This is a genomic window from Pseudomonas aestuarii, assembly GCF_027988105.1.
Taxonomy (GTDB): Bacteria; Pseudomonadota; Gammaproteobacteria; order Pseudomonadales; family Pseudomonadaceae; genus Aquipseudomonas; species Aquipseudomonas aestuarii.
This window is the reverse complement of the sequence record NZ_JAQJZJ010000014.1, coordinates 1-20119: the sequence shown is the minus strand read 5'-3', so window position 1 is coordinate 20119 and position 20119 is coordinate 1. Positions and strand designations below refer to the sequence as shown.

Genomic DNA, 20119 nt, shown 5'->3' with positions numbered 1-20119 from the left:
CGGGTCGCTGACGGGGGTCAGCGACTCATCGGCCCCAGTACCGGCTGGGCGCGGAAATGGCTGCGTGAGCTGATTGGCGCGCCGGCCTGGCGCAGGGCCTCGCGCTGTTCGGCGATGGGCGTGCGCGCGGCGATCATCTCGTAGGCGCCGAGGCGAGCAAAGGGCGGCAGCGCCAGGGCCGTATCGACCAACGCGGCCAGCTTCGGCCAGCGCGCGGCGTCGATGCGGTAGCGGGCGAACTGGGCGTTGCGCATGAAGCAGGCGATGGCAATGTCGGCGATCGACATCTCGCCGAACAGCCAGCCGTGAGCCGGCAGCCGGGCCTCCAGATAGTCGAAGATGGCCGGCAGGTCCTCGTCGTAGGTCTTCTGCAGCAGCGCCTGGTCCGGCTCGCGACCCCAGACCGCGCGGCCGATCACCAGCTGGTTAAACAGCTGCCAGATGACCACCTGGCCCATGCGGCTGTCGGCGTACTCCTCCAGCCAGCGGGCCTGCGCACGCTGGGCCAGGTCCGCCGGGTACAGGCGCGGCTCGGGGTAGCGCTCCTCCAGGTACTGGCAGATCACCGAAGAGTCGTTGAGCACCAGGTCGCCATCCACCAGCACCGGAATCTGCCGCAGCGGGCTGAGGCGGGCGAACTCGTCGTCGCCGTAGAAGGGCACGATGGGGTCGACTTCATAGGCCACGGCTTTCAGTTCCAGCAACACCAGGGCCTTGCGCACATAGGGTGACAGGTAGGAGCCGATGATCAGCAACGGTTGCGCCATGGCAATGTCCTTGTTGTCGATAGAGAGAATGCAGTGTTGCCGCGAACCCGGCGCCTGTACAGCGAGACAGTCCAGGCCCTGCGGGTGCGTCAGGCGACAACGACTAGACTTACGTCCAATGGGCACCCTGGCCATTGCGGCCGACCATAGTCATTCACAGTTGCTTCGAGGCCGCGCGGCATGAGCAAATCGGACGCTTACACCCAGGCGGGCAAGACAGCAGTGCTGCAGAACATCCACGGCACCGTGGAGTTCCTGCAGAAATACCCCCCGTTCAACCAGATGGACATGGCCCACCTGGCCTACCTGGTGGAAAACTGCCAGCTGCGCTTCTACAGCGCAGGCGAGACCATCATCAAGCCGGCCGACGGGCCGGTCGACTACTTCTACATCGTCAAGCAGGGCCATGTGCATGGCGAGCGCCCGCACTCGGCCAAGCGCGGCACGGAAACCACCTTCGAGATCACCAGCGGTGAATGCTTTCCGCTGGCGGCGCTGATTGGCGACCGCGCCACCCGCACCGAACACCTGGCCGCCGAAGACACCTTCTGCCTGCTGCTGAGCAAGCAGGCCTTCGTCAAGCTGTTCGCGCTGTCCAACCCGTTTCGCGACTTTGCCCTGCGCGGGGTCAGCAGCCTGCTCGACCAGGTCAACCAGCAGGTGCAGATGCGTGCGGTGGAAAGCCTCGGCGCGCAGTATTCGCTGGATACCCGCCTGGGTGAACTGGCCATGCGCCAGCCGATCAGTTGCCCGCCCACCACACCGCTGCGCCAGGCCGTGCAACTGATGCACGAACAGCACGTCGGCAGCATCGTCATCGTCGATCCGGCGCACAAACCCCTGGGCATCTTCACCCTGCGCGACCTGCGCCGGGTGATCGCCGACGGCAACTCGCTGGATCAGCCGATCGACAGCCTGATGACGCCCGAACCCTTCTACCTGCCGCCCGAGGCCAGTGCCTTCGAGGCGGCAATCGCCATGACCGAGCGGCATATCGCCCACATCTGCCTGGTCGACCATGAGCGCCTGTGCGGCGTGGTTTCCGAGCGCGACCTGTTCTCCCTGCAACGGGTCGACCTGGTTCATCTGGCCCGCACCATCCGCCATGCCGGCACGGTCGCGACCCTCGCCGCGCTGCGCAGCGATATCCAGCAACTGGTCGAGCGCATGCTCGCCCACGGCGCCAGCTCGACCCAGATCACCCACATCATCACCCTGTTCAACGACCACACCGTGTGCCGGGTGATCGAACTGACCATTGAAGACCTCGGCGATCCCGGCGTGCCCTTCACCTGGCTGTGCTTCGGCAGCGAGGGTCGCCGCGAACAGACCCTGCACACCGACCAGGACAACGGCATCCTGTTCGAGGCCAGTGACGCGGTGAGCGCCGCCGACATGCGCCGACGCCTGCTGCCGCTGGCCGCCGAGATCAACCAACGCCTGGCCCTGTGCGGTTTTACCCTGTGCAAGGGCAACATCATGGCTGGCAACCCGGAGCTGTGCCTGTCGCGCCACGAATGGACGCGGCGCTTCAACAGCTTTATCGATGAAGCGACCCCGGAGAACCTGCTCAGATCGAGCATCTACTTCGACCTGCGCGTGGTCTGGGGCGATCCCCACGGCTGTGACCTGGTGCGCCAGGGCCTGCTCAAGCAGGTCGCGGGCAACAGCCTGTTCCAGCGCATGATGGCCGAGAACGCCTTGCGCCAGCGCCCACCGGTTGGGCGTTTCCGCGATTTCGTGGTGGCCCGCAAGGGCGTCGAGAAGGACACCCTCGATCTCAAGGTGCAGGGCCTGACCCCCTTCGTCGATGGCGCCCGCCTGCTCGCCCTGGCCCATGGCATCGAAGCCTGCAACACCCTGGAACGCCTGCGCGAGCTGATCGCCAAGGGGGTGATCGAAGCGCTCGATGGCGCGGCCTATGAAGAGGCCTACCACTTCATCCAGCAGACGCGCATGCAGCAACATCAGCTGCAAGCCCAGCAGGATCGGCCCTACTCCAACCGCATCGATCCCGACAGCCTCAACCAGCTCGACCGGCGCATCCTGCGCGAGGCCTTCCGCCAGGCCCAGCGCCTGCAAAGCAGCCTGGCCCTGAGGTACCAGCTATGAGTCAGTTCACCTGGTTCACGGGGCGCGGCCCCGCCCTGCTTGAAGCGCAACTGGACCGGCGCATCGGCCTGGCCGAGCCGGCCGCCCTCGACCACCGGCCGCTGCACGAACAGCGCCTGGTGGTCCTCGACCTGGAAACCAGTGGCCTCGACACCAGGCGCGACCAGCTGCTGTCGATTGGCGCGGTGGTGATCGAAGGCGGCGCCATCGACCTTGGCCAGCAGTTCGAATGCACCTTGCAGCGCCGCGACCACAAGGTCGGCCCCAGCGTGCTGATCCACGGCCTGGCGCCCAGCGACATCGCCGCCGGAATCGAGCCGGCCGAAGCCCTGCTGGATTTCATGGCGTTCCTCGGCGACAGCCCGCTGCTGGCCTTCCATGCCGGTTTCGACCAGCGCATGCTCGCCCGCGCCCTCAAGCAGAGCCTGGGCTACCGTCTACGCCACGAGTTCTTCGATGTCGCCGAACTGGCGCCACTGCTCTGCCCGCAGGCGAAGATCCCGCACGGCGGCCTGGACGACTGGACCGGCTATTTCGGCCTGCAGGCGCAGCAGCGCCATCACGCCAGCGCCGACGCCCTGGTCACCGCCGAGCTGGCCCTGATCCTGTTCAGCAAGGCGCGCCGCCAGCAACTGGACAGCCTGCTGGCCCTGCAGCAGCGCCTGGCCGGCTGGCGCCGACGCCAGCGCGCACATTCGCTGCATCGTCAGCACTAGAAGAACCTTGTAGCCATCTGTAGGAGCGGCCTTGGCCGCGATTGGGGGTAACCCATCCCTTTACAGATCGCGCATCAATAATCCGTACTCCAGCTGCACCTCGGCCGGCAGCGGCAGGTAGACCACGTGGCCGTCGCCCGGCGCCACACTGATTGCCCGGCCCTGGCGATCTTCCAGGCGCTCGAGGCGCAGGCGCAGGTTGCCCTGGGGCGTCATCAGTTCCAGGCCATCGCCCAGAGCGAAGCGGTTCTTCACCCGCACTTCGGCCAGCTCGCCACGGCGTTCGCCGGTCAGCTCGCCAACGAATTGCTGCTGCTCGGACACCGAACTGCCGCGTTGGTAATTCTGGTATTCGTCGTGCACATGCCGGCGCAGAAACCCCTCGGTGTAGCCGCGATGGGCCAGGGACTCCAGGGTGCCCAGCAACGACTGATCGAACGGTCGGCCGGCCACGGCATCGTCGATGGCCTTGCGGTACACCTGGGCGGTGCGCGCCACGTAGTAATGGGACTTGGTCCGGCCCTCGATCTTCAGCGAGTGCACGCCCATCTGCACCAGGCGCTCGACGTGCTGCACCGCACGCAGATCCTTGGAGTTCATGATGTAGGTGCCGTGCTCATCCTCGTAGGCGGCCATCTGCTCGCCAGGGCGACTGCCGTCCTCCAGGAGGAATACCTGCTCGGTCGGTGCACCGGCGCCCAGGGTCGGCTCGACCAGTTTGACGATATCGCCCAGCTCGTTCTCCTGGCCGACCTCGGCCTTGTACTGCCAGCGGCAGGCATTGGTGCAGCTGCCCTGGTTGGGGTCGCGCTTGTTGATGTAGCCGGACAGCAGGCAGCGTCCGGAATAGGCCATGCACAGCGCGCCATGGACGAATACTTCCAGCTGCATAGCCGGCACCTGCTCGCGGATCTCGGCGATCTCCTCCAGCGACAGCTCACGGGACAGGATCACTCGGCTCAGGCCCTGCTGCTGCCAGAATTTGACGCTGGCCCAGTTCACCGCATTGGCCTGCACCGACAGGTGGATCGGCATCTGCGGGAAATGCTCGCGCACCAGCATGATCAAACCGGGGTCGGACATGATCAGTGCATCCGGGCCCATCTCGATCACCGGCTGCAAGTCCTTGAGGAAGGTCTTCAGCTTGGCGTTGTGCGGCGCGATGTTGACCACCACGTAGAACTGCTTGCCCTGGGCATGCGCCTCGGCGATACCCAGGGCCAGGTTGGCGTGATCGAACTCGTTGTTGCGCACCCGCAGGCTGTAGCGCGGCTGCCCGGCATACACCGCATCGGCGCCATAGGCGAAGGCGTAGCGCATGTTCTTCAGGGTGCCGGCCGGGGACAGCAGTTCGGGATGACGGGGTGAGGAGGCCATATGCCGCGCGCTCGAAAATCCAGGGGGCCGCGATTCTAGGGGCACAGCTACCGCTCGGCCTTGATCTGCATCTATAAAAAGGGCGAATCGCACAGACAGCAAAACGCCCCGTTGCCGGGGCGTTCTGTTTACCGCTTTAGCGCTTTAGCACTCAGTGCTCGATCGCAGCACCTGCACCACGGGGGATGCGGATGTCTTCGATGATGTGCTGGATATGCTCCGGCGGTGCAGCAGTTACCTGAGCCACTACGACTGCAGCGACGAAGTTGAAGATCATGCCCAGGGTACCGATGCCTTCAGGCGAGATACCGAACCACCAGTCAGCCGGCCCGGCAGTCGGGAAGATGAACTTGTAGTAGACGATATAGCTGAAGGTGAAGACCAGACCAACCACCATGCCGGCAATCGCGCCTTCCTTGTTCATCCGCTTGGAGAAAATCCCCATGACGATGGCCGGGAAGAACGAGGCTGCCGCCAGACCGAAGGCAAACGCCACCACCTGCGCCACGAAGGCCGGCGGGTAGATACCGAACAGACCAGCCACCAGTACCGCTACACCTGCGGCCAGACGGGCTGCGAGCAGCTCCTTCTTCTCGCTGATGTTAGGCATCAGATTGCTCTTCAGCAGGTCATGCGAGATCGAGGTCGAAATCACCAACAACAAGCCTGCAGCAGTCGACAGTGCAGCCGCCAGACCACCCGCAGCGATCAAGGCGATGACCCAGCCCGGCAAACCGGCGATTTCCGGGTTAGCCAGAACCATGATGTCGCGATCCACGTAGAACTCGGTGGCGGCCGGTGTAGCAGCGTTAGTGACTACACGCTCGCCATTCACCCCAAGTTCTGCGGAGAAGGTCGGCGCACCCACGAATGGAGCACCTGGGCCGTACTGGATCTTGCCGTCACCGTTCTTGTCCATCCAGGCGATAAGACCGGACTTCTCCCAGTTTTTCACCCACTGCGGCGCTTCGCTGTATTGCAGCTCGGGAATGCTGGTCAACAGGTTGATCCGGGCAAAGGCTGCGATAGCAGGAGCGGTGGTGTAGAGAATGGCAATGAACAGCAGAGCATAACCGGCAGACTGACGAGCAGCGCGCACGGTCGGGGTGGTGAAGAAGCGCACGATTACGTGCGGCAGACCGGCAGTACCGACCATCAACGCCATGGTGATGAAGAACACGTCGATAGTCGACTTGCTGCCATCGGTGTAGGTGTTGAAGCCCAGTTCGGTGCTCAGGCCATTCAGACGCTCGAGTACCGAGGTGCTGGTGCCGATCACGTCACTGCCGAAGCCCAGCTGTGGGATCGGGTTACCGGTGATCATCATCGAGATGTAAATCGCCGGGACCATGTAGGCGAAGATCATCACGCAGTATTGCGCCACCTGGGTGTAGGTGATGCCCTTCATGCCGCCGAGCACGGAGTAGAAGAACACGATGCACATGCCGATCACTACGCCGGTGTTGATGTCCACTTCCAGGTAGCGGGAGAAGACGATACCGACGCCGCGCATCTGCCCGGCCACGTAGGTGAAGGAGATGAAGATCACGCAAACCACAGCGACCAGACGCGCAGTCTGCGAGTAGTAACGCTCGCCGATGAAGTCCGGCACGGTGAACTTGCCGAACTTGCGCAGGTAAGGTGCCAGGCACATGGCCAGGAGCACGTAGCCGCCGGTCCAGCCCATCAGGTACACGCTACCATCGAGGCCGACGAAGGAGATGATCCCCGCCATGGAGATGAACGACGCCGCCGACATCCAGTCAGCGCCGGTGGCCATGCCGTTGAGGATCGGGTGTACGCCCTTGCTGGCGATGTAGTACTCGCTGGTGGAACCCGCACGGGTCCAGATGGCGATGCCGATATACAGCGCAAAGGTCGCGCCGACGAACAGATAGATCAGGGTTTGGGTATCCATGTTCGGCGCCTTATTCTTCGTGGACGTCGTGTTTGCGGTCGTACTGATTCATCTTCCACACGTAGAAGAAAATCATCGCCACGAACACATAGATTGATCCCTGCTGGGCAAACCAGAAGCCCAGAGGGAACCCGAAGAACTGAATGGTATTGAGTTGGTCGACGAACAGAATCCCGGCGCCGAATGACACTGAGAACCAGACGGCCAACAGGATCAACATCAGTCGCAGGTTATCTTTCCAGTAGGCCTTGGCGGCCTCTTGCTTGGATACGGACATGTGAGGGACTCCTCGTTTTTGTTGTTTTGACCCTTGCAACTTAGCAGCCCCAGTGGCGGCCGCCAGTGAGACTTTGGTCGAGTGCCCGCATTCAACCCCTTGCATAAGGCATACAAGCCCCCACTGGCGCGGCTTTCAGGTTCAGAGCCCGAGCTCGCGGAGACGGCTGCCCCTACCAAGGTCGAATGCGCGAGCACCGCTCTAGTCCGGGATTCACGGACCAACCGGCGATTGTCGCAGTGCCTGTGGCGGCAATCGGTAACCTTCGGCCGGTGTTACGCCCCAGAGCGCTATGCCCCAGGCCCTGGCAGCGAGTCGGCAACCGAGCGGCTGCGGGTTATTCATGACTGAGTCATGCAGCCGTGGGGCGAACGCAGTAGTCTTTCCACGAGTGCGCTCAACAGCCTGTTAAGGAGGCCGTATGTCCAGCCCCAGCATGACCCTGTTCTACTCGTCCACCTCACCCTTCGTGCGCAAGGTCATGGTGCTGCTGCACGAAACCGGTCAACTCGACCGTGTGGCCTTGCACCAGGTCCAGGCCACCCCGACCACGGCCGACGCCGAACTCAACCGGCTCAATCCGGCGGGCAAGATCCCGGCATTGCGCCTGGCCGACGGCAATGTGCTGCACGACAGCCGGGTGATCCTCGACTACCTCGACCAGCAACATGTCGGTGACCCGCTGATCCCGCTGCAGGGGCCTTCGCGCTGGCGGCGCCTGACCCTGGCCTCCCTGGCCGACGCGATCCTCGACGCCGCCATACTGATCCGCTACGAGACCTTTCTGCGCCCCCCGGACAAACGCTGGGAGCTGTGGCAGCAAGGCCAGCAGGCGAAGATTGAGCGTGCCCTGCAACAGTTCGAAGATGAGGCCATTGCCGAGCTGACCTGCCACTTCGATATCGCCGCGATCGGCGTCGCCTGCGCCCTCGGCTACCTGGATTTCCGCCAGCCGCAACTGGGCTGGCGCGAACGCTTTCCGCAACTGGCCGGCTGGTATGCCGAGATCAGCCAGCGGCCGTCGATGCAGGCCACCCAGCCACCGGCCTGACATCAACCTGCGCAGGTGGCGTTCCGCCGCCTTTGACGCTGCGCTGTCGCGCAGCCAACTGGAGACAAGCGCGCCGGTCGGCCTGTAAACACCTGTAGCGAAGGGGCGCCAAGTCTTCATTCGCGAAGCCCTTGCTCGCGCGAGGGTTTTCGCGGGTAGATTCGCGCCCAGACAAAGCGCTACAACCCACTTAAATCAAAGACATACGGGGTGCTGGATAAGAGCCAGGGGGGCACCGGGTCCTTGCTGGCTCCTGCCATCTTTGCGACTCGTCTCCTCCACCGGCGCTTGGCCCTGCGCCGGGGCAAATAACCGGGCGATCCGCCACGCCAGCAGCTGCCCGGCACGCGCCTCCTCGCGCAAGCCGATATGCCCACTCATCGCCAGTACCACAGACGCATGAAGCCACCAGCCAGCAGCAGAGCGACCTGTCCGAACCCCGCGCACAGACTGAGAAAGGACTGCAGCGCAGGGCTCTGCGTGGCGTCTTCCAGACCGGTCAGGCCATGCCAGAACGACTCGGGGAGCAACAGCAAACTCAAGTGGGCCAGCGGCTTACCCGTCAGCTGCAGGCCTTTGATCAAGTCGAACTGTCCGCAGAACATCAGGCCCAGCAGCACCAGCAGGGCGACCACCAGGCCGAGGGCGAAACAGGCGGAAAATTGCAGCAATAAACGCAGCATAATTGGCGCTCCATCTGGGCGCAGCCAAGGCTGCGCCCGTGCCTATCAAAGGCCGTTTGCAGGGTTGTTCAGCGTGGCTTTACCGACGCCATACCAGTCGAGTTTGCGCGTCAGCACCATCACCCCGGCGAGTACGCCGAACACCAGTACCGAGCCCATCAGCAGGGCGTAGTCCTCGGCACCGAGCAGGCCGAAAAGCATGGCGTAGAGCAGCGCCAGCAACCCGGCAAAACCGGCGCCGCGCGCGGCACTGTGCAGCACGTAACTGACGTAGAAGCCGATGAGCGCGACGCAGGCGGTCGCCGAAATGCTGTAAGCCGTGGCGAAGCTCAGGTGTTCGGAGAGTGACAGCAGCAACAGGTAGAACAGCGCCAGAGACATGCCCACCAGGGCGTACTGCACCGGGTGTACCGCCATGCGCTTGAGCACTTCAAAGAGGAAGAACACGGCGAAGGTCAGGCCGATAAACAGCAGGGCATATTTGATCGCCCGCTCGGTTTTCAGGTACTGATCCACCGGGTCGATAAAATTCACCCCAAAGTTGCGCGCGCTCAGCGCGCCGCAGCTGTCCTCTCGCACACAGTCACGCAGGGCCTCTTCCAGATTGGTGGCGAAAAAACTGGTCTGCCAGTGCGCCTTGAAACCGCTCGCAGACACCTCGCGACTGCTCGGTAGGTATTCACCGATAAAGCTCGGGTGCGGCCAATCGGAAGTCAGTTCAACCCGGCTGTCACGACCGACCGGGGTAATGCCCAACTGCTCGGTACCTTGCAGTTTCAAATCAAAGGCGAACTCCAGCATCTGCCCACCCTGGCTATCGAGTTTCGGCAGGGGGGCATGCACACCCGCGCCGAAACGCTCATCCCCCGAGCCTGGCGCAAAATCGAGGTTGCCGCCGTTGAAGCGTAACTTCAGGTCGTTGCTGATACCGCGAATATCGCTGATCCCAACCGAGAGGAATGGCGTGGCGAAGTGATACAGGCCGAGGTCATCGCCCAAGCCCAGGCGCGCCGGCAGCTTGAAGGCGCCGCTGATCTGGTTGTCACTGCGGTAGAGCAACGCTTTGTAGATGCCCCGGGCCCGCTCCTCGGTGGTCACAGTGCCATTGAGTACAAAGCGCTCCGGCAGGAAGTACAAACGACCGCTGCGTTGCTGCTCCTCCAGGTAACGCTCGCCCGTCTTGGCGTGGGTTTTCCACTGGTTCCACACCTTGGTGTATGGCATCACCAGAATCGGCCCGGTGAGCTGCTGGCGGTAGCTGGAACTGCGCGCAATATCCTGCAGCACCTTGCTGCGCTGATACTGCCGCTCGCCCACCAGCCCGCCGATCATCGACAACGGCACCAGCAATAACAAAATCAGCAAGGCAATAGCGCCCAGCTTGAAACCCAGAATACGACTCATGGTGCACCTCCCCGGTACGGTTTAAGTAGGCCGAGTCTGGGCAGCGCGCGTGGTGGCTGTATGGCGGGAAGATGGAGAGTGTGTGGAGAATCTGGGGCGTAACCTTGGGTGGCGACGCGGAGGCCTAGACCGAGGTGAAGAATTCTTCTGCCCGCGTATGACGACAAAGGCACCCTAAGTGGGCGCCTTCAGTCGGTGCAGTAAGGCATAGGCTGCGCTCGGCGAGTCAAGCCCATTGAGGGCGCTTAAACAGTACGGTTGGCTGCGGTGCGCTCGGCGCCACCTTCTGCAACACGGTTAACACCCGTACGATCTGCACCCCCTTCGCTGTAAAGGCGAGCGGTTTTATCGACTTGACCTATATCCTGCGGCAAGACGAAAGCGCTGACGGAAAGGCTAGCAAGCAACAAGCCGGCAAGAGTGAGGCTGGCGAGAATTGGCTTTTTCATATTGGGTTCCGGGGAAGTGGCTAGTGGGTACGGAGCCCATGCTATCCAGATGCCGGAGAGGCGGAAGTGGACACGACGCATACCGATAATCAACCATATCGATACTTATAAATACTCATATAAATCATATGCCTAGCAAATGAAACCCCCCTTAAGCGCAACACAACTACCCACACGGCTCATGCCTATAGCCACGGCCCTCACTCGCGGTGCTGGTCACATTCAATGCGCCTACCTGCTACAACGCGTACAACAGCATCTGTCCCGCGCGCAGCGCTGCAACTCAACAGGGCATGGAGAAATGACATGACTGAATACATCGCCGAGGTAATCTGGCAACGTGGCGAGCAGGACTTTCTCGGTAACCGCTATAGCCGCAAGCATCTGCTGCGTTTTGATGGCGGCCTGGAGGTCGCCGGTTCGTCCTCGCCGCATGTGGTGCCACTGCCGATGTCGGATGAATGCGCAGTCGACCCCGAGGAAGCCTTTGTCGCCTCGCTCGCCAGCTGCCATATGCTGTGGTTTCTCTCCGTCGCCGCCAAGCGCCGCTTTTGCGTGGATGATTACCGTGACAGTGCCAGCGGGTTGATGCAGGCGAACCAGGCCGGCAAGCTATTTATCGCCCAGGTGACCTTACGCCCTGCGGTCAGCTTCTCCGGTGAGCGCATGCCCACGCGCGAACAGATCGAGCAGATGCACCACCAGGCTCATGAGGAATGCTTTATCGCCAACTCGGTAAAATCCGAGATACGTTGTCAACCGCGCTTTGCCGAGTAACGCCACAGGCGCCAGCGACGCACCTCACAGCAGCCAAGGACGGCACCATGAAAAAACTCGCACTGCCCCTGATTACCCTGCTGGCGTTTAGTGCCTACAGCCTCTATGTGATGCTGCATGCAGAGCAGTCACTGCTGCAACTCGGCATGCAGTTGCTGTCCAGTGCCGACACCGCCCAGGTGCTGATCGACCTCTACATACTCGCAGCCCTGGCCTGTATCTGGATGTACCGCGACGGCCGTGCACGGGGCAAATCACTGGCCTACCTGCTGCCGTTCTTTGCCCTGACAGCGCTATTTGTCTCGGTCGGCCCGCTGCTCTATCTGGTGCTCAAGGCCATGGATCCAGACAGCAGCACGCCGCACGCTGCTTAAAAGCTCAGATTGAAATTGCCCGTGCCGAATATGCCGACCAGGCCAATCACGATCAGATAAATCGCCACGATGTAATTCAGCAAACGCGGCACCACCAGAATCAGAATACCGGCGATCAAGGAAATCAGCGGGGTAAGGGCAAGGGTCATGGTTATTACCTGATGGGTTATTGAAGCGCCAGTATGCACGCCACGCCCAAACCACACAGCACTATCCATCTACCGAGTCGTAACGCATACACATCCCGTCAGACCACCCGCGTATTGAAGGCCATCTATGAGCAGCGCCAGCCTATTAACCTCATTGCTGCAGTACAACGCCTGGGCCAATCAGGAACTCTTCAGCGAGTTGCGCCACCTTGATCCAGTCGCCCACCCAGCGGAGTTGCACGCCGCCCTGCGCATTCTCAATCACATCCTTGTGGTCGAGCGGATCTTTGTCGCCAACCTGCAAGGCATCAGCCACGGTTACAGCGCCACCAACACCCAAGCGACGCCCACGCTGGAGGCGCTCTATCAGGCCGTACAGGACACGGATCGCTGGTACTTGGAGTATGTCGCGGGGCTAAGTCCCGAGCAGCTGGCCGAGCGCCTGCACTTGCGCTTTGTCGATGGCGATGCCGGCTGCATGAGCCGCGAGGAAATGCTCGCGCATATTGTCAGCCACGGTGGCTATCACCGCGGTGCTGTCGGCCGGATCATGGCGCAGCTGGCGCTTGCCCCGCCGCGCGATATCTACACCCGCTTTCTCCATCAGGCCGAGCCCGAGCGCCGCCAGGTAAGCCCGGGCGGCAGCCATGCAGCAGCCGCAACGCGACCTGAACAGTTGACCGCCAGCCTTGATGAAGAAGATGAGGTCCCCCATGACTCACCCAATACGCTGTAGTTGCGGCAAGCTCGAAGGCACCCTCGCCCGCACCCACAAAGAGAATCGCGGCATCTGTTATTGCACGGACTGCCAGGCCTTTGCCCGCTACTTAGGCCGCGCCGGGGAGATACTCGATCGCAGCGGCGGCACCGATATCATTCAAACCACACCGCAGAACGTCACCTTTACCCAAGGCATCGAGCACCTGGCCTGCATGCGTCTCACGCCGAACGGCCTGCTGCGCTGGTATGCCAGTTGTTGCAACACCCCCATCGGCAACACCCTGGCCAACTACAAGCTGTCCTTCGTTGGCCTGGTGCATACCTGCCTGGAATCCACGCCGCTATCGCTGGACGAGGCCTTCGGGCCAATCCGCATGCAGGTGAAGACCCACTCCGCCCTGGGCGAACCCAAGCCCGAAGCGTTTGGCTTCGCGCGCGGCGCCTTGCGCATTGCCGGCATGCTGCTCAAGGCGCGCCTGGATGGCAGCTACAAGCGCACGCCGTTCTTTATCCCCGGCTCAAGCACACCCATCGTCGAGCCCAAGGTGCTCAGCCCGCAGGCAAGGAAAGCGTTGATGCAGCCACTCTGACCGGCGGTTACTCCCATGCAAGCCACGATTAAAGCCCTGGAAATAGACGGCCAGGCGCAGCGCTGCTACCACCTGAGCGAACGCGCGACGGCACCCCTGGCGATTGCCGCGACCCGGCAGTTCAACGGGTTCTGCCCGTCGAGCGCCGCGTTTATGCGCAAACGCTTGTAGCAGTGGCCCATGGCCGCGATGGATTTCGCGGCCATGAGGTCGCAGACCTTGAAGATGAACCCGGAATTCACGGGCGGCTACGCACGGCCAACGACCAGGCGCACCTGCACCCCGCCCTCGACATTGCCCACCTGCAGCTCGCCGCCATGCAGCTGCACCACCTCCTGCACGAAGTTCAGCCCCAGGCCGGTGCTCTTGCGCCCGCCGCCGGGGCGCGGCAGGGAGTAGAAGCGCTCGCACAGGCGCGTCAGGGCGTAGTCGGGAATCGCTGCGCCCTGGTTGAACAGCAGCAGTTCGATCCGGCTGCCCGTGGCCTTGGCGCTGAAGCGGATCAGCCCAGCGGACGGGGTGAAATCGAGGGCGTTGTCGAGCAGATTGGCCAGGGCCTGGCGCAGCAGGAAGACCTCGCCGCGGGCACACAACTCGGCATCGATCAGGTTGTCGATACGCAAGCCCGCCGCCTCGATACGCGCCATCTGCGCCTGCAGCAGGGCTTCGACCAGCGCCCGCAGCGGCACCGCCACCTGCTCTTCCAGGACCTGGCGCTGCTCCACCTGGGCCAGGTGCAGCAGGCGTTCGATCAGCTGCTGGATGCGCGCGCTCTCCTGGCCGATATTGGCCACGAAGCGCTGGCGCTGCTCGCCCGGCATCTCGCCGTCGAGCAGTTCGGCGGCGCCGCGGATGGCCGCCAGGGGGCTTTTCAGTTCGTGGGTCAGGGTGTGCACATAGCGCTCGACATAGGCCTTGCCTTCCAGCTCGGTACGCATGCGCTCGATGGCCTCGGCCAGTTGCGCCAGCTCACCACCGCGCACGCTGGGCAGCTCGGCGCGCTCGCCGGCGCTGACCGCCTGGGCATAGCGGGTCAGTTTGCGCAGTGCGACGCTGAGCCACCAGGACAGCAGTGCGCCGACCAACAGGCCAAGCACGATCAGGCCGCCACCGAGCCAGGCCAGACGCTGCTCGGAACGTTCAATATAGGGCTGCAGGGTGCGGTTGGGCTTGGCCACCGAGACCACGCCGATGATCCGCGCGCCATCCATGATCGGCGCCGCCACGTACATGACCGATGAGTCGGGGTCGTTCGGGTCTTCCTTGGTCGAGCGCGCGCCGTATTCGCCGCGCAGGGTCAGCAGCACATCGTTCCAACGCGAATAGTCCTGGCCCACTGCTGCCCCCGTGGAGTCGAGCAGCACCATGCCCTTGGCGTCGGTGACATAGATGCGGTGGTTGACCTGGGTTTTCGTCACGCCCCAGATGCTCGCCTGCGGCTGGCGCTGGCCATACGCCTGGAGCATGGCGGGCAGGCGACTCTGCTGCAGGCGGCCGGCCTTGACCTCATCGCGGAGGATCTCCGCCAGCAGGTTGGCGGTGTCCACCAGGGTTTCCTCGGTGGACTGACGCACGCCGGGGCGGATTTCGTCCATCACCGTGCTCAGTACAAACCAGCCAGCGAGGCCGACGAAAAGGAAATAGACCAGGAAAATGCGCACGCCCAACGGCATCAGGCGTGCCTCGGCGAGTAGCTATAACCCAGGCCGCGATGGGTCTGAATCGGCTCGGCTGCGGCGGCCACCTGGCGCAGCTTGGCGCGCAGGCTTTTGACATGGCTGTCGATGCTGCGCTCGTACCCCACATCAGCGGCCACCCCCAAACCGTCGAGCAACTGCTCGCGGGAGAACACCCGTTCGGGCTGCGCCAGCAGGTTCTGTAGCAAGCGGAATTCGTGGCGCGTCAGGCTCAGTAGCTGACCGTGGTAGTGGATCTGTACCCGTTCGCTGTCCACCTGAAAAGGGCCACTCGGCGCAGACGCGGCAGACTCACGCGGAGCCGTGCGCTTGAGAATGGCCTTGACCCGCGCCGCTACTTCACGCGGGCTGAAAGGCTTGACCACATAATCGTCGGCACCGATCTCCAGCCCCACCACCCGGTCGATCTCCTCGCTACGGGCGGTGAGGAAGATCACCGGCACCTCGGAGAAACGGCGCAGGCGCTTGCAGACTTCGAAACCACCGATATCTGGCAGGCCTACATCGAGAATCACCAGGTCGAACGGCTCGCCAGCCAAGCGCTCCAGCGCCACGCCACCCAGGCCCAACCAGCAGGTGGTGAAACCCTCGGCCTGCAGCGCGTAGACCAGGGTGTCGGCAATCGCGGCTTCATCTTCGACGATCAGAATGTACGGCATGGGCGTCCTGCACAGGGGCGGTCACGGCCGGCAGCCTGCGGCAGGGCGGGCGCAGCGTCAAGCCGTGCGCCTGCAACAGTCGGGTGGGTTACGGTGCGTGCATATCCGCGTAACCCAGGCGCCCAACCCGACAGCATGGGTATCGCTGCGCTCAACCCATCCTACGACAGCCCTTCATCAGGCCTATCAACCCAACTGGAAGCGCCCGGTGTTCTGCGCCAGCACCTGGCTGCCGCGGCGCAGTTGCTCGGCCGCCTCGCTCACCGCCTGCGCGCCGTCGAGCATGGCGCTGGCGCCCTGATCGACCTGTTGGATATTGCCGCTGACTTCGTCCGCGGTGGCCGCCTGTTGTTCGGCGGCGGTGGCGATCTGCGCCAGGCGGTCGCTGACCCGCTGCACCGACTCGACTATCCCGGCCAGATCCTCGCCCATGGCCAGCACGCTGCCGACATCGCCCTCGGCCTGCTGCACGGCCTCCTCCATCTGGCTGACCGACTGGCCGACCACCCGGTGCAGGTCGGCGACGGTCTGGGCGATTTCCGCGGTGGAGTTCTGCGTGCGTTGCGACAGCGAACGCACCTCGTCGGCGACCACGGCGAAGCCGCGGCCTTGTTCGCCGGCACGCGCCGCCTCGATGGCCGCGTTGAGCGCCAGCAGGTTGGTCTGTTCGGCGATGCCCTTGATCACATCGACCACCCGGGTGATCTGCTCGGTCTGCACGCGCAGCTGCTGCAGGGTCGCGGCACTGTCGCCCAGGCGACTGCTGAGCTGACGCATGCTGGCGCCGGTACGCACGCTGCGCTGGTTGCTCTGGTTGGCGATTTCACGGGTCTGCCCGGCTTCCACCGAGGCCTCTTCGCAGCTTTGCGCAACGCTTTGCGCGGTGGCCGCCATCTGCGTGGCGGCGGTGGCGATCTGGCTCATCTGCCCCTGTTGCTGTTCCACTGACGTCAGCGCGCTCTGCGCCTGGCTGCTGAGCAACTGCACGGTGCCGCCGAGGCTCTGGCTTTCCTGATCGACGCCCTGCAACGAACCACGCAACTGAGCGACCGCGGCATTCAGCGCGCTGGCGATACTCGCCAGGTCGTCTTCGCCATGCACCTGCATGTGCACGCGCAAATCGCCGTCACGCAGGCCCTGCGCGGCCTCGATGATGCCGGCGGTGCTGCGCCGAATCGAGGCATTCAGGCAGAACAGCACGTAGAGCGCCAACAGGGTCAGCACCCCGAACACGGCAATCACCTGCCACATTTCGCGCTGCCCCTGCTGCCGGTAGTCACCCAGGCTCTGGGAAAACTGCTGGTACAACGCCTGCTGCAGGCCGGTCAGCTGGGCCTGCAAGACGTCGACCCGCTCGATGAACTGCTGCGGACTCAAGGCCATGGGGTTGGCCTCGAACATATCGCGGTCGATCTCGAGGAGGAAGGTGTCGAAGCCTTGCTCGGCCGCGACGAATGCCGCCTGCAAATCGACCATCGGCCGCGCTGACTGCTGGCCGAGGGTCGCACGTGCCTTGATCAACTGGCCGCGCGACTCTTCCAGGGTGTGGCGCAAATCGCGGATCTTGACCCGACTTTGCAGGGTGAAATGCTCCGAGAACACCGCCCCATAACCCTGGCTGGCGAAGCTGCCGAGGCTTTCCTGCAGGCGCGGCAGGGTAAAGGTCAGCTGCTCCATCATCAGGTAGGTGTCGAGATGCGGGTCGAGAATCAACCCGCTGTCGGTGGCCACCTGCTCGCGCAGCGCCATCAGTTGCAACAGGGTCTTTTGGTAACGCTCCAGGGCGTCCGGTAGCGCCATCTTGCCCAGCACCGCCACACTCAGTTCGGCGCGCAGCGCTTGCAGGGCCGCCAGTTGCTCACGTGCCTGCACGCTCGACGGGGTACTCGCCAGCTGCGTCGCGGCCTGCTCCAACGCCTGATCGAGGCCGCTTGCGCGTTGTTGCAACAGCGCCTCGGCCGGCTCGTCGGTGCCCTTCCAGCGCGCCAGCAAGGTGCGCTGGGCGATCATCTCGCGCTGCACCTCGCCCAGGGCCTGCACCCCGCGCACGCCATCCAGCTCATGGTCGATCAGCGTCAGGCGGGCCAGATGGTCGCTGGTGATCCCCCACAGCGCATAGCCCAGCGGCAGGGCGAATAATACAAACAGCAGCTGAAATTTACGCGCGAAGCTGAAACGCTCCAATACACGTATACCCGGCTTGAGTACTCCAGTCATAACGACACCTCAACGAGCCCATCCACACCTGGCAACAAGTGTGGCAAAGAACATCATCTAGCAAGAATTACGCCGGGCTACTCGCGTCAGCGCTTGTGAAAAAATCGAGCGCAGGCGGCGCGCCGTTTTTTCACAAGCGCTCGGGTCAGGCAAGCAGCGCGGACGGCTGCTCGCAGCATAGGTCAATTGCGTGTCAGCACTGCGGCTTATTGGCGGCGTAGCGTTGCGCCGGGTTGATCGCCACGCCGAAATCACGCAAGGCACTGGTGCCGATCAGCAACGGATAATCGAAGTGGCTGCGGTCGGTGAGGTTGACCTCGACGGTGCGCAATTGCTTACCCAGGCAGAGCTGCATATCGACCACCGGACGCTTGACCACCGCTGGAGCGCTGGCGTCACCGCGCTCTTCGGCACGGCTCTTGATCTTGCTGACCCGCGCCAGGGGCTGCTCGAACTGGGTGTCGTCGGCACTCGCGGTGGCCAGGCGGAAACGCACCCAATCCTGACCGTCACGCTGGAACTGCTCGATGTCCCTGGCCGACAGCGAGGCCGTCACCGCGCCGGTGTCCATCTTGGCTTTCAGGGTTTGCCCGACTTGCGGCAACTCGATGTATTCGTAGCGCCCGTAGAGCGCCGGTTGATTGGCCATCGCCGGCAACGCGACCAAGGCCAAGAGTGCAGCAACAATCTTCATAAGCAGTCAGGATTCCTTAAAAACGTCAGGAACTCCGACCGGCTCAGCGGCGGATGGTTCGCCCGGCTGTCGGCGCGCTAGGCGCCAGTTATCTGGCGGGCAAGCCTGTCCATAATTCATCGAGGTGGCGAAATCCCCATTCGGCGGCGGATTCGCGGCTGACGATCTTGTCGCGGCCGACCCATTCGGCGAGGTCGACGATGACCTGACGAATCGGGGTTTTCGTGGAGGCGGAGAAGAACACCTTGACCCTGGGCATCAGCAACGACGTGGCATGCTGTTCCAGCACCACCCCGAGACGGCCGCTCTGCAGGCGTACCAGCGAACCGGTCGGGTAGATGCCGACGGCCCGGACAAACGACTGGAACACGCGCTCATCGAAATGCCCCTTGCTCCACTCCGCCATCTTGCGGATCGACTCAGCCGGCCCCCAGCCGGCTTTGTAAGGACGGTTCGAGGTGATCGCGTCATATACGTCGCAGACCGCGCCCATCCGGGCAAACAGGCTGATCTGCTCACCGACCAGGTGATGCGGATAGCCACTGCCATCGACCTTTTCATGGTGATGCAGGCACACATCCAGCACCAGCGCGCTGACCTGCCGGCTGTCGAGCAGAATCCGCGCGCCCTCCGTGGGATGACTGCGCATCGTGGCAAACTCGCTATCGCTCAATTTGCTCGGCTTGTTCAGCAGCGCCGACGGTATGCGCATCTTGCCGATGTCATGCAGCAGTCCAGCCATGCCCGCCTCGCGCACCTTGGCCTCAGGCAGGTCGAGTTGGCGCGCCAGGGCGATCATCAGCGCGCAGACCGCCACCGAATGCATATAGGTGTATTCGTCGGCGCGCTTGAGGCGCGCCAGGCTGATCAGGGCACTGGGCTGACGCAATACCGAGGCGGAGATTTCATCGACCAGCTCGGTCACATGGGCGACGTCAATTGCCCGGCCCATGCGGGCATCGCCGAACATCTGCATCACCGCCTCCTTGGCGGTGTCGCAGAGCTTGGCGGCACGGCTAACCTCTTCATCCAAGGCGCAGCGCCGACGCTCCAGCAACGGCTCGACGGCCTGCAATACCGCCTCGGCTTCCTCCTCCACCTGTTCCAGCGTCTGCCCGCTCGGCAGGTCCAGCCCCTTGCTGGTGTCGATCCACAGCTCGCGGATACCGCTGTCGCGGATACGCTGCAGGTCCTTGGGGTCGTTCAGGAGAAAGCGGGGCTTCCAGAACGGATGCTCCATCCATGACCCGCACAGCTCATGGATGTACATCCCCTCAAGCAACTCGGTGACGGAAATGCGCTTAAGCACGGCGGCCCCATGGTGACAATGGATGATCGCAGTAAGCATATGCCATCCACGACAATATCAAACTGACATCATTCAGCTATTTTCCGTCACCCGTGCTCAGCGGCGCTGAAACTGCCGAGCACCGCTGATCCGCGCAAAATGTAGGGCGGTCCGGCCGGCGATCCGTTCGGAGGTAGGGC

Annotated in this window: 21 protein-coding genes; 8 read left to right on the top strand and 13 right to left on the bottom strand. The window is 63.2% G+C overall.

All coding sequences use genetic code 11. The features are described from left to right. Positions 1 to 17: 17 nt before the first annotated feature. Positions 18 to 767, bottom strand: coding sequence for a glutathione S-transferase family protein (locus tag PH586_RS21785; RefSeq protein WP_271349905.1), 750 nt, complete (start codon positions 765 to 767; stop codon positions 18 to 20). 180 nt (positions 768 to 947) lie between these two features. On the opposite strand from PH586_RS21785, the gene PH586_RS21780 reads away from it, so the two are divergent. Both PH586_RS21780 and PH586_RS21775 read left to right on the top strand, forming a co-directional pair. Further along, the gene (locus tag PH586_RS21780; RefSeq protein WP_271349904.1) at positions 948 to 2879 is read left to right on the top strand and encodes a putative nucleotidyltransferase substrate binding domain-containing protein; all 1932 of its coding nucleotides are present in this window, start codon (positions 948 to 950) and stop codon (positions 2877 to 2879) included. Next, a complete protein-coding gene (locus tag PH586_RS21775) occupies positions 2876 to 3595 on the top strand; it encodes a 3'-5' exonuclease (protein WP_271349903.1) in 720 nt (239 codons plus the stop codon). The genes PH586_RS21780 and PH586_RS21775 overlap by 4 nt, the downstream gene beginning before the upstream one ends. Positions 3596 to 3655: 60 nt before the next feature. On the opposite strand, the gene trhP is transcribed toward PH586_RS21775, so the two are convergent. The 3 genes from trhP to PH586_RS21760 all read right to left on the bottom strand — a co-directional run bounded on the left by trhP (position 3656) and on the right by PH586_RS21760 (position 7167). Then, positions 3656 to 4972: a prephenate-dependent tRNA uridine(34) hydroxylase TrhP gene (trhP, locus tag PH586_RS21770; protein WP_271349902.1), complete on the bottom strand. Its 1317-nt coding sequence runs from the start codon at positions 4970 to 4972 to the stop codon at positions 3656 to 3658. A 151-nt stretch (positions 4973 to 5123) separates the two neighbouring features. Then, positions 5124 to 6890 carry a sodium:solute symporter family protein gene (locus tag PH586_RS21765; RefSeq protein ID WP_271349901.1) on the bottom strand — a complete coding sequence of 589 codons (1767 nt, stop codon included), beginning with the start codon at positions 6888 to 6890 and terminating at the stop codon, positions 5124 to 5126. 10 nt (positions 6891 to 6900) lie between these two features. After that, a complete protein-coding gene (locus PH586_RS21760; protein WP_271349900.1) occupies positions 6901 to 7167 on the bottom strand; it encodes a DUF4212 domain-containing protein in 267 nt (88 codons plus the stop codon). Positions 7168 to 7588: 421 nt separating this feature from the next. Here PH586_RS21760 and PH586_RS21755 point away from each other — a divergent pair, with 421 nt between their 5' ends. Further along, positions 7589 to 8218: a glutathione S-transferase gene (locus tag PH586_RS21755; RefSeq protein ID WP_271349899.1), complete on the top strand. Its 630-nt coding sequence runs from the start codon at positions 7589 to 7591 to the stop codon at positions 8216 to 8218. A gap of 377 nt (positions 8219 to 8595) precedes the next feature. On the opposite strand, the gene PH586_RS21750 is transcribed toward PH586_RS21755, so the two are convergent. The 3 genes from PH586_RS21750 to PH586_RS21740 all read right to left on the bottom strand — a co-directional run bounded on the left by PH586_RS21750 (position 8596) and on the right by PH586_RS21740 (position 10754). Continuing rightward, positions 8596 to 8901: a hypothetical protein gene (locus PH586_RS21750; RefSeq protein ID WP_408637030.1), complete on the bottom strand. Its 306-nt coding sequence runs from the start codon at positions 8899 to 8901 to the stop codon at positions 8596 to 8598. A 45-nt stretch (positions 8902 to 8946) separates the two neighbouring features. Continuing rightward, on the bottom strand, positions 8947 to 10305 hold the full coding sequence (gene creD / locus PH586_RS21745) for a cell envelope integrity protein CreD (RefSeq protein ID WP_271349898.1): 1359 nt from the start codon (positions 10303 to 10305) through the stop codon (positions 8947 to 8949). Between the two features lie 245 nt (positions 10306 to 10550). Then, on the bottom strand, positions 10551 to 10754 hold the full coding sequence (locus PH586_RS21740) for a hypothetical protein (RefSeq protein WP_271349897.1): 204 nt from the start codon (positions 10752 to 10754) through the stop codon (positions 10551 to 10553). Positions 10755 to 11060: 306 nt separating this feature from the next. On the opposite strand from PH586_RS21740, the gene PH586_RS21735 reads away from it, so the two are divergent. After that, positions 11061 to 11531 (top strand): OsmC family protein, encoded by a 471-nt coding sequence (locus tag PH586_RS21735; RefSeq protein WP_271349896.1) that lies wholly within the window; start codon positions 11061 to 11063, stop codon positions 11529 to 11531. Positions 11532 to 11578: 47 nt separating this feature from the next. Then, entirely contained in the window at positions 11579 to 11905 is a 327-nt protein-coding gene (locus PH586_RS21730) for a DUF2834 domain-containing protein (RefSeq protein ID WP_271349895.1), read from the top strand. Here the strand turns inward: PH586_RS21730 and PH586_RS21725 are convergent. Then, positions 11902 to 12054 carry a DUF3096 domain-containing protein gene (locus PH586_RS21725; protein ID WP_271349894.1) on the bottom strand — a complete coding sequence of 51 codons (153 nt, stop codon included), beginning with the start codon at positions 12052 to 12054 and terminating at the stop codon, positions 11902 to 11904. The two genes, PH586_RS21730 and PH586_RS21725, sit on opposite strands and share 4 nt — an antisense overlap. 127 nt (positions 12055 to 12181) lie before the next feature. Between PH586_RS21725 and PH586_RS21720 the strand changes: the two genes are divergently transcribed. From PH586_RS21720 to PH586_RS21710, 3 genes are read left to right on the top strand one after another with little or no spacing between them, the layout of a single operon-like run. Beyond that, positions 12182 to 12790, top strand: coding sequence for a DinB family protein (locus PH586_RS21720; RefSeq protein ID WP_271349893.1), 609 nt, complete (start codon positions 12182 to 12184; stop codon positions 12788 to 12790). Further along, positions 12768 to 13364: a DUF6151 family protein gene (locus PH586_RS21715; RefSeq protein ID WP_271349892.1), complete on the top strand. Its 597-nt coding sequence runs from the start codon at positions 12768 to 12770 to the stop codon at positions 13362 to 13364. The genes PH586_RS21720 and PH586_RS21715 overlap by 23 nt, the downstream gene beginning before the upstream one ends. Positions 13365 to 13379: 15 nt before the next feature. Further along, entirely contained in the window at positions 13380 to 13535 is a 156-nt protein-coding gene (locus PH586_RS21710; protein WP_271349891.1) for a hypothetical protein, read from the top strand. A gap of 77 nt (positions 13536 to 13612) precedes the next feature. Here PH586_RS21710 and creC read toward each other — a convergent pair whose 3' ends face one another. The 5 genes from creC to PH586_RS21685 all read right to left on the bottom strand — a co-directional run bounded on the left by creC (position 13613) and on the right by PH586_RS21685 (position 19940). Beyond that, positions 13613 to 15037 carry a two-component system sensor histidine kinase CreC gene (gene creC / locus PH586_RS21705; RefSeq protein WP_271349890.1) on the bottom strand — a complete coding sequence of 475 codons (1425 nt, stop codon included), beginning with the start codon at positions 15035 to 15037 and terminating at the stop codon, positions 13613 to 13615. Further along, positions 15037 to 15720 (bottom strand): two-component system response regulator CreB, encoded by a 684-nt coding sequence (gene creB, locus PH586_RS21700; RefSeq protein ID WP_271349889.1) that lies wholly within the window; start codon positions 15718 to 15720, stop codon positions 15037 to 15039. The genes creC and creB overlap by 1 nt, the downstream gene beginning before the upstream one ends. Before the next feature lie 186 nt (positions 15721 to 15906). Beyond that, positions 15907 to 17937 carry a methyl-accepting chemotaxis protein gene (locus PH586_RS21695; protein WP_271349888.1) on the bottom strand — a complete coding sequence of 677 codons (2031 nt, stop codon included), beginning with the start codon at positions 17935 to 17937 and terminating at the stop codon, positions 15907 to 15909. A gap of 193 nt (positions 17938 to 18130) precedes the next feature. Then, positions 18131 to 18631, bottom strand: a complete 501-nt coding sequence (rloA2, locus tag PH586_RS21690; RefSeq protein WP_271349887.1) for a retropepsin-like aspartic peptidase RloA2 — start codon at positions 18629 to 18631, stop codon at positions 18131 to 18133. Positions 18632 to 18719: 88 nt separating this feature from the next. Then, complete coding sequence (locus PH586_RS21685) at positions 18720 to 19940, bottom strand: HD-GYP domain-containing protein (RefSeq protein ID WP_271349965.1); 1221 nt, start codon at positions 19938 to 19940, stop codon at positions 18720 to 18722. Positions 19941 to 20119: the final 179 nt, after the last annotated feature.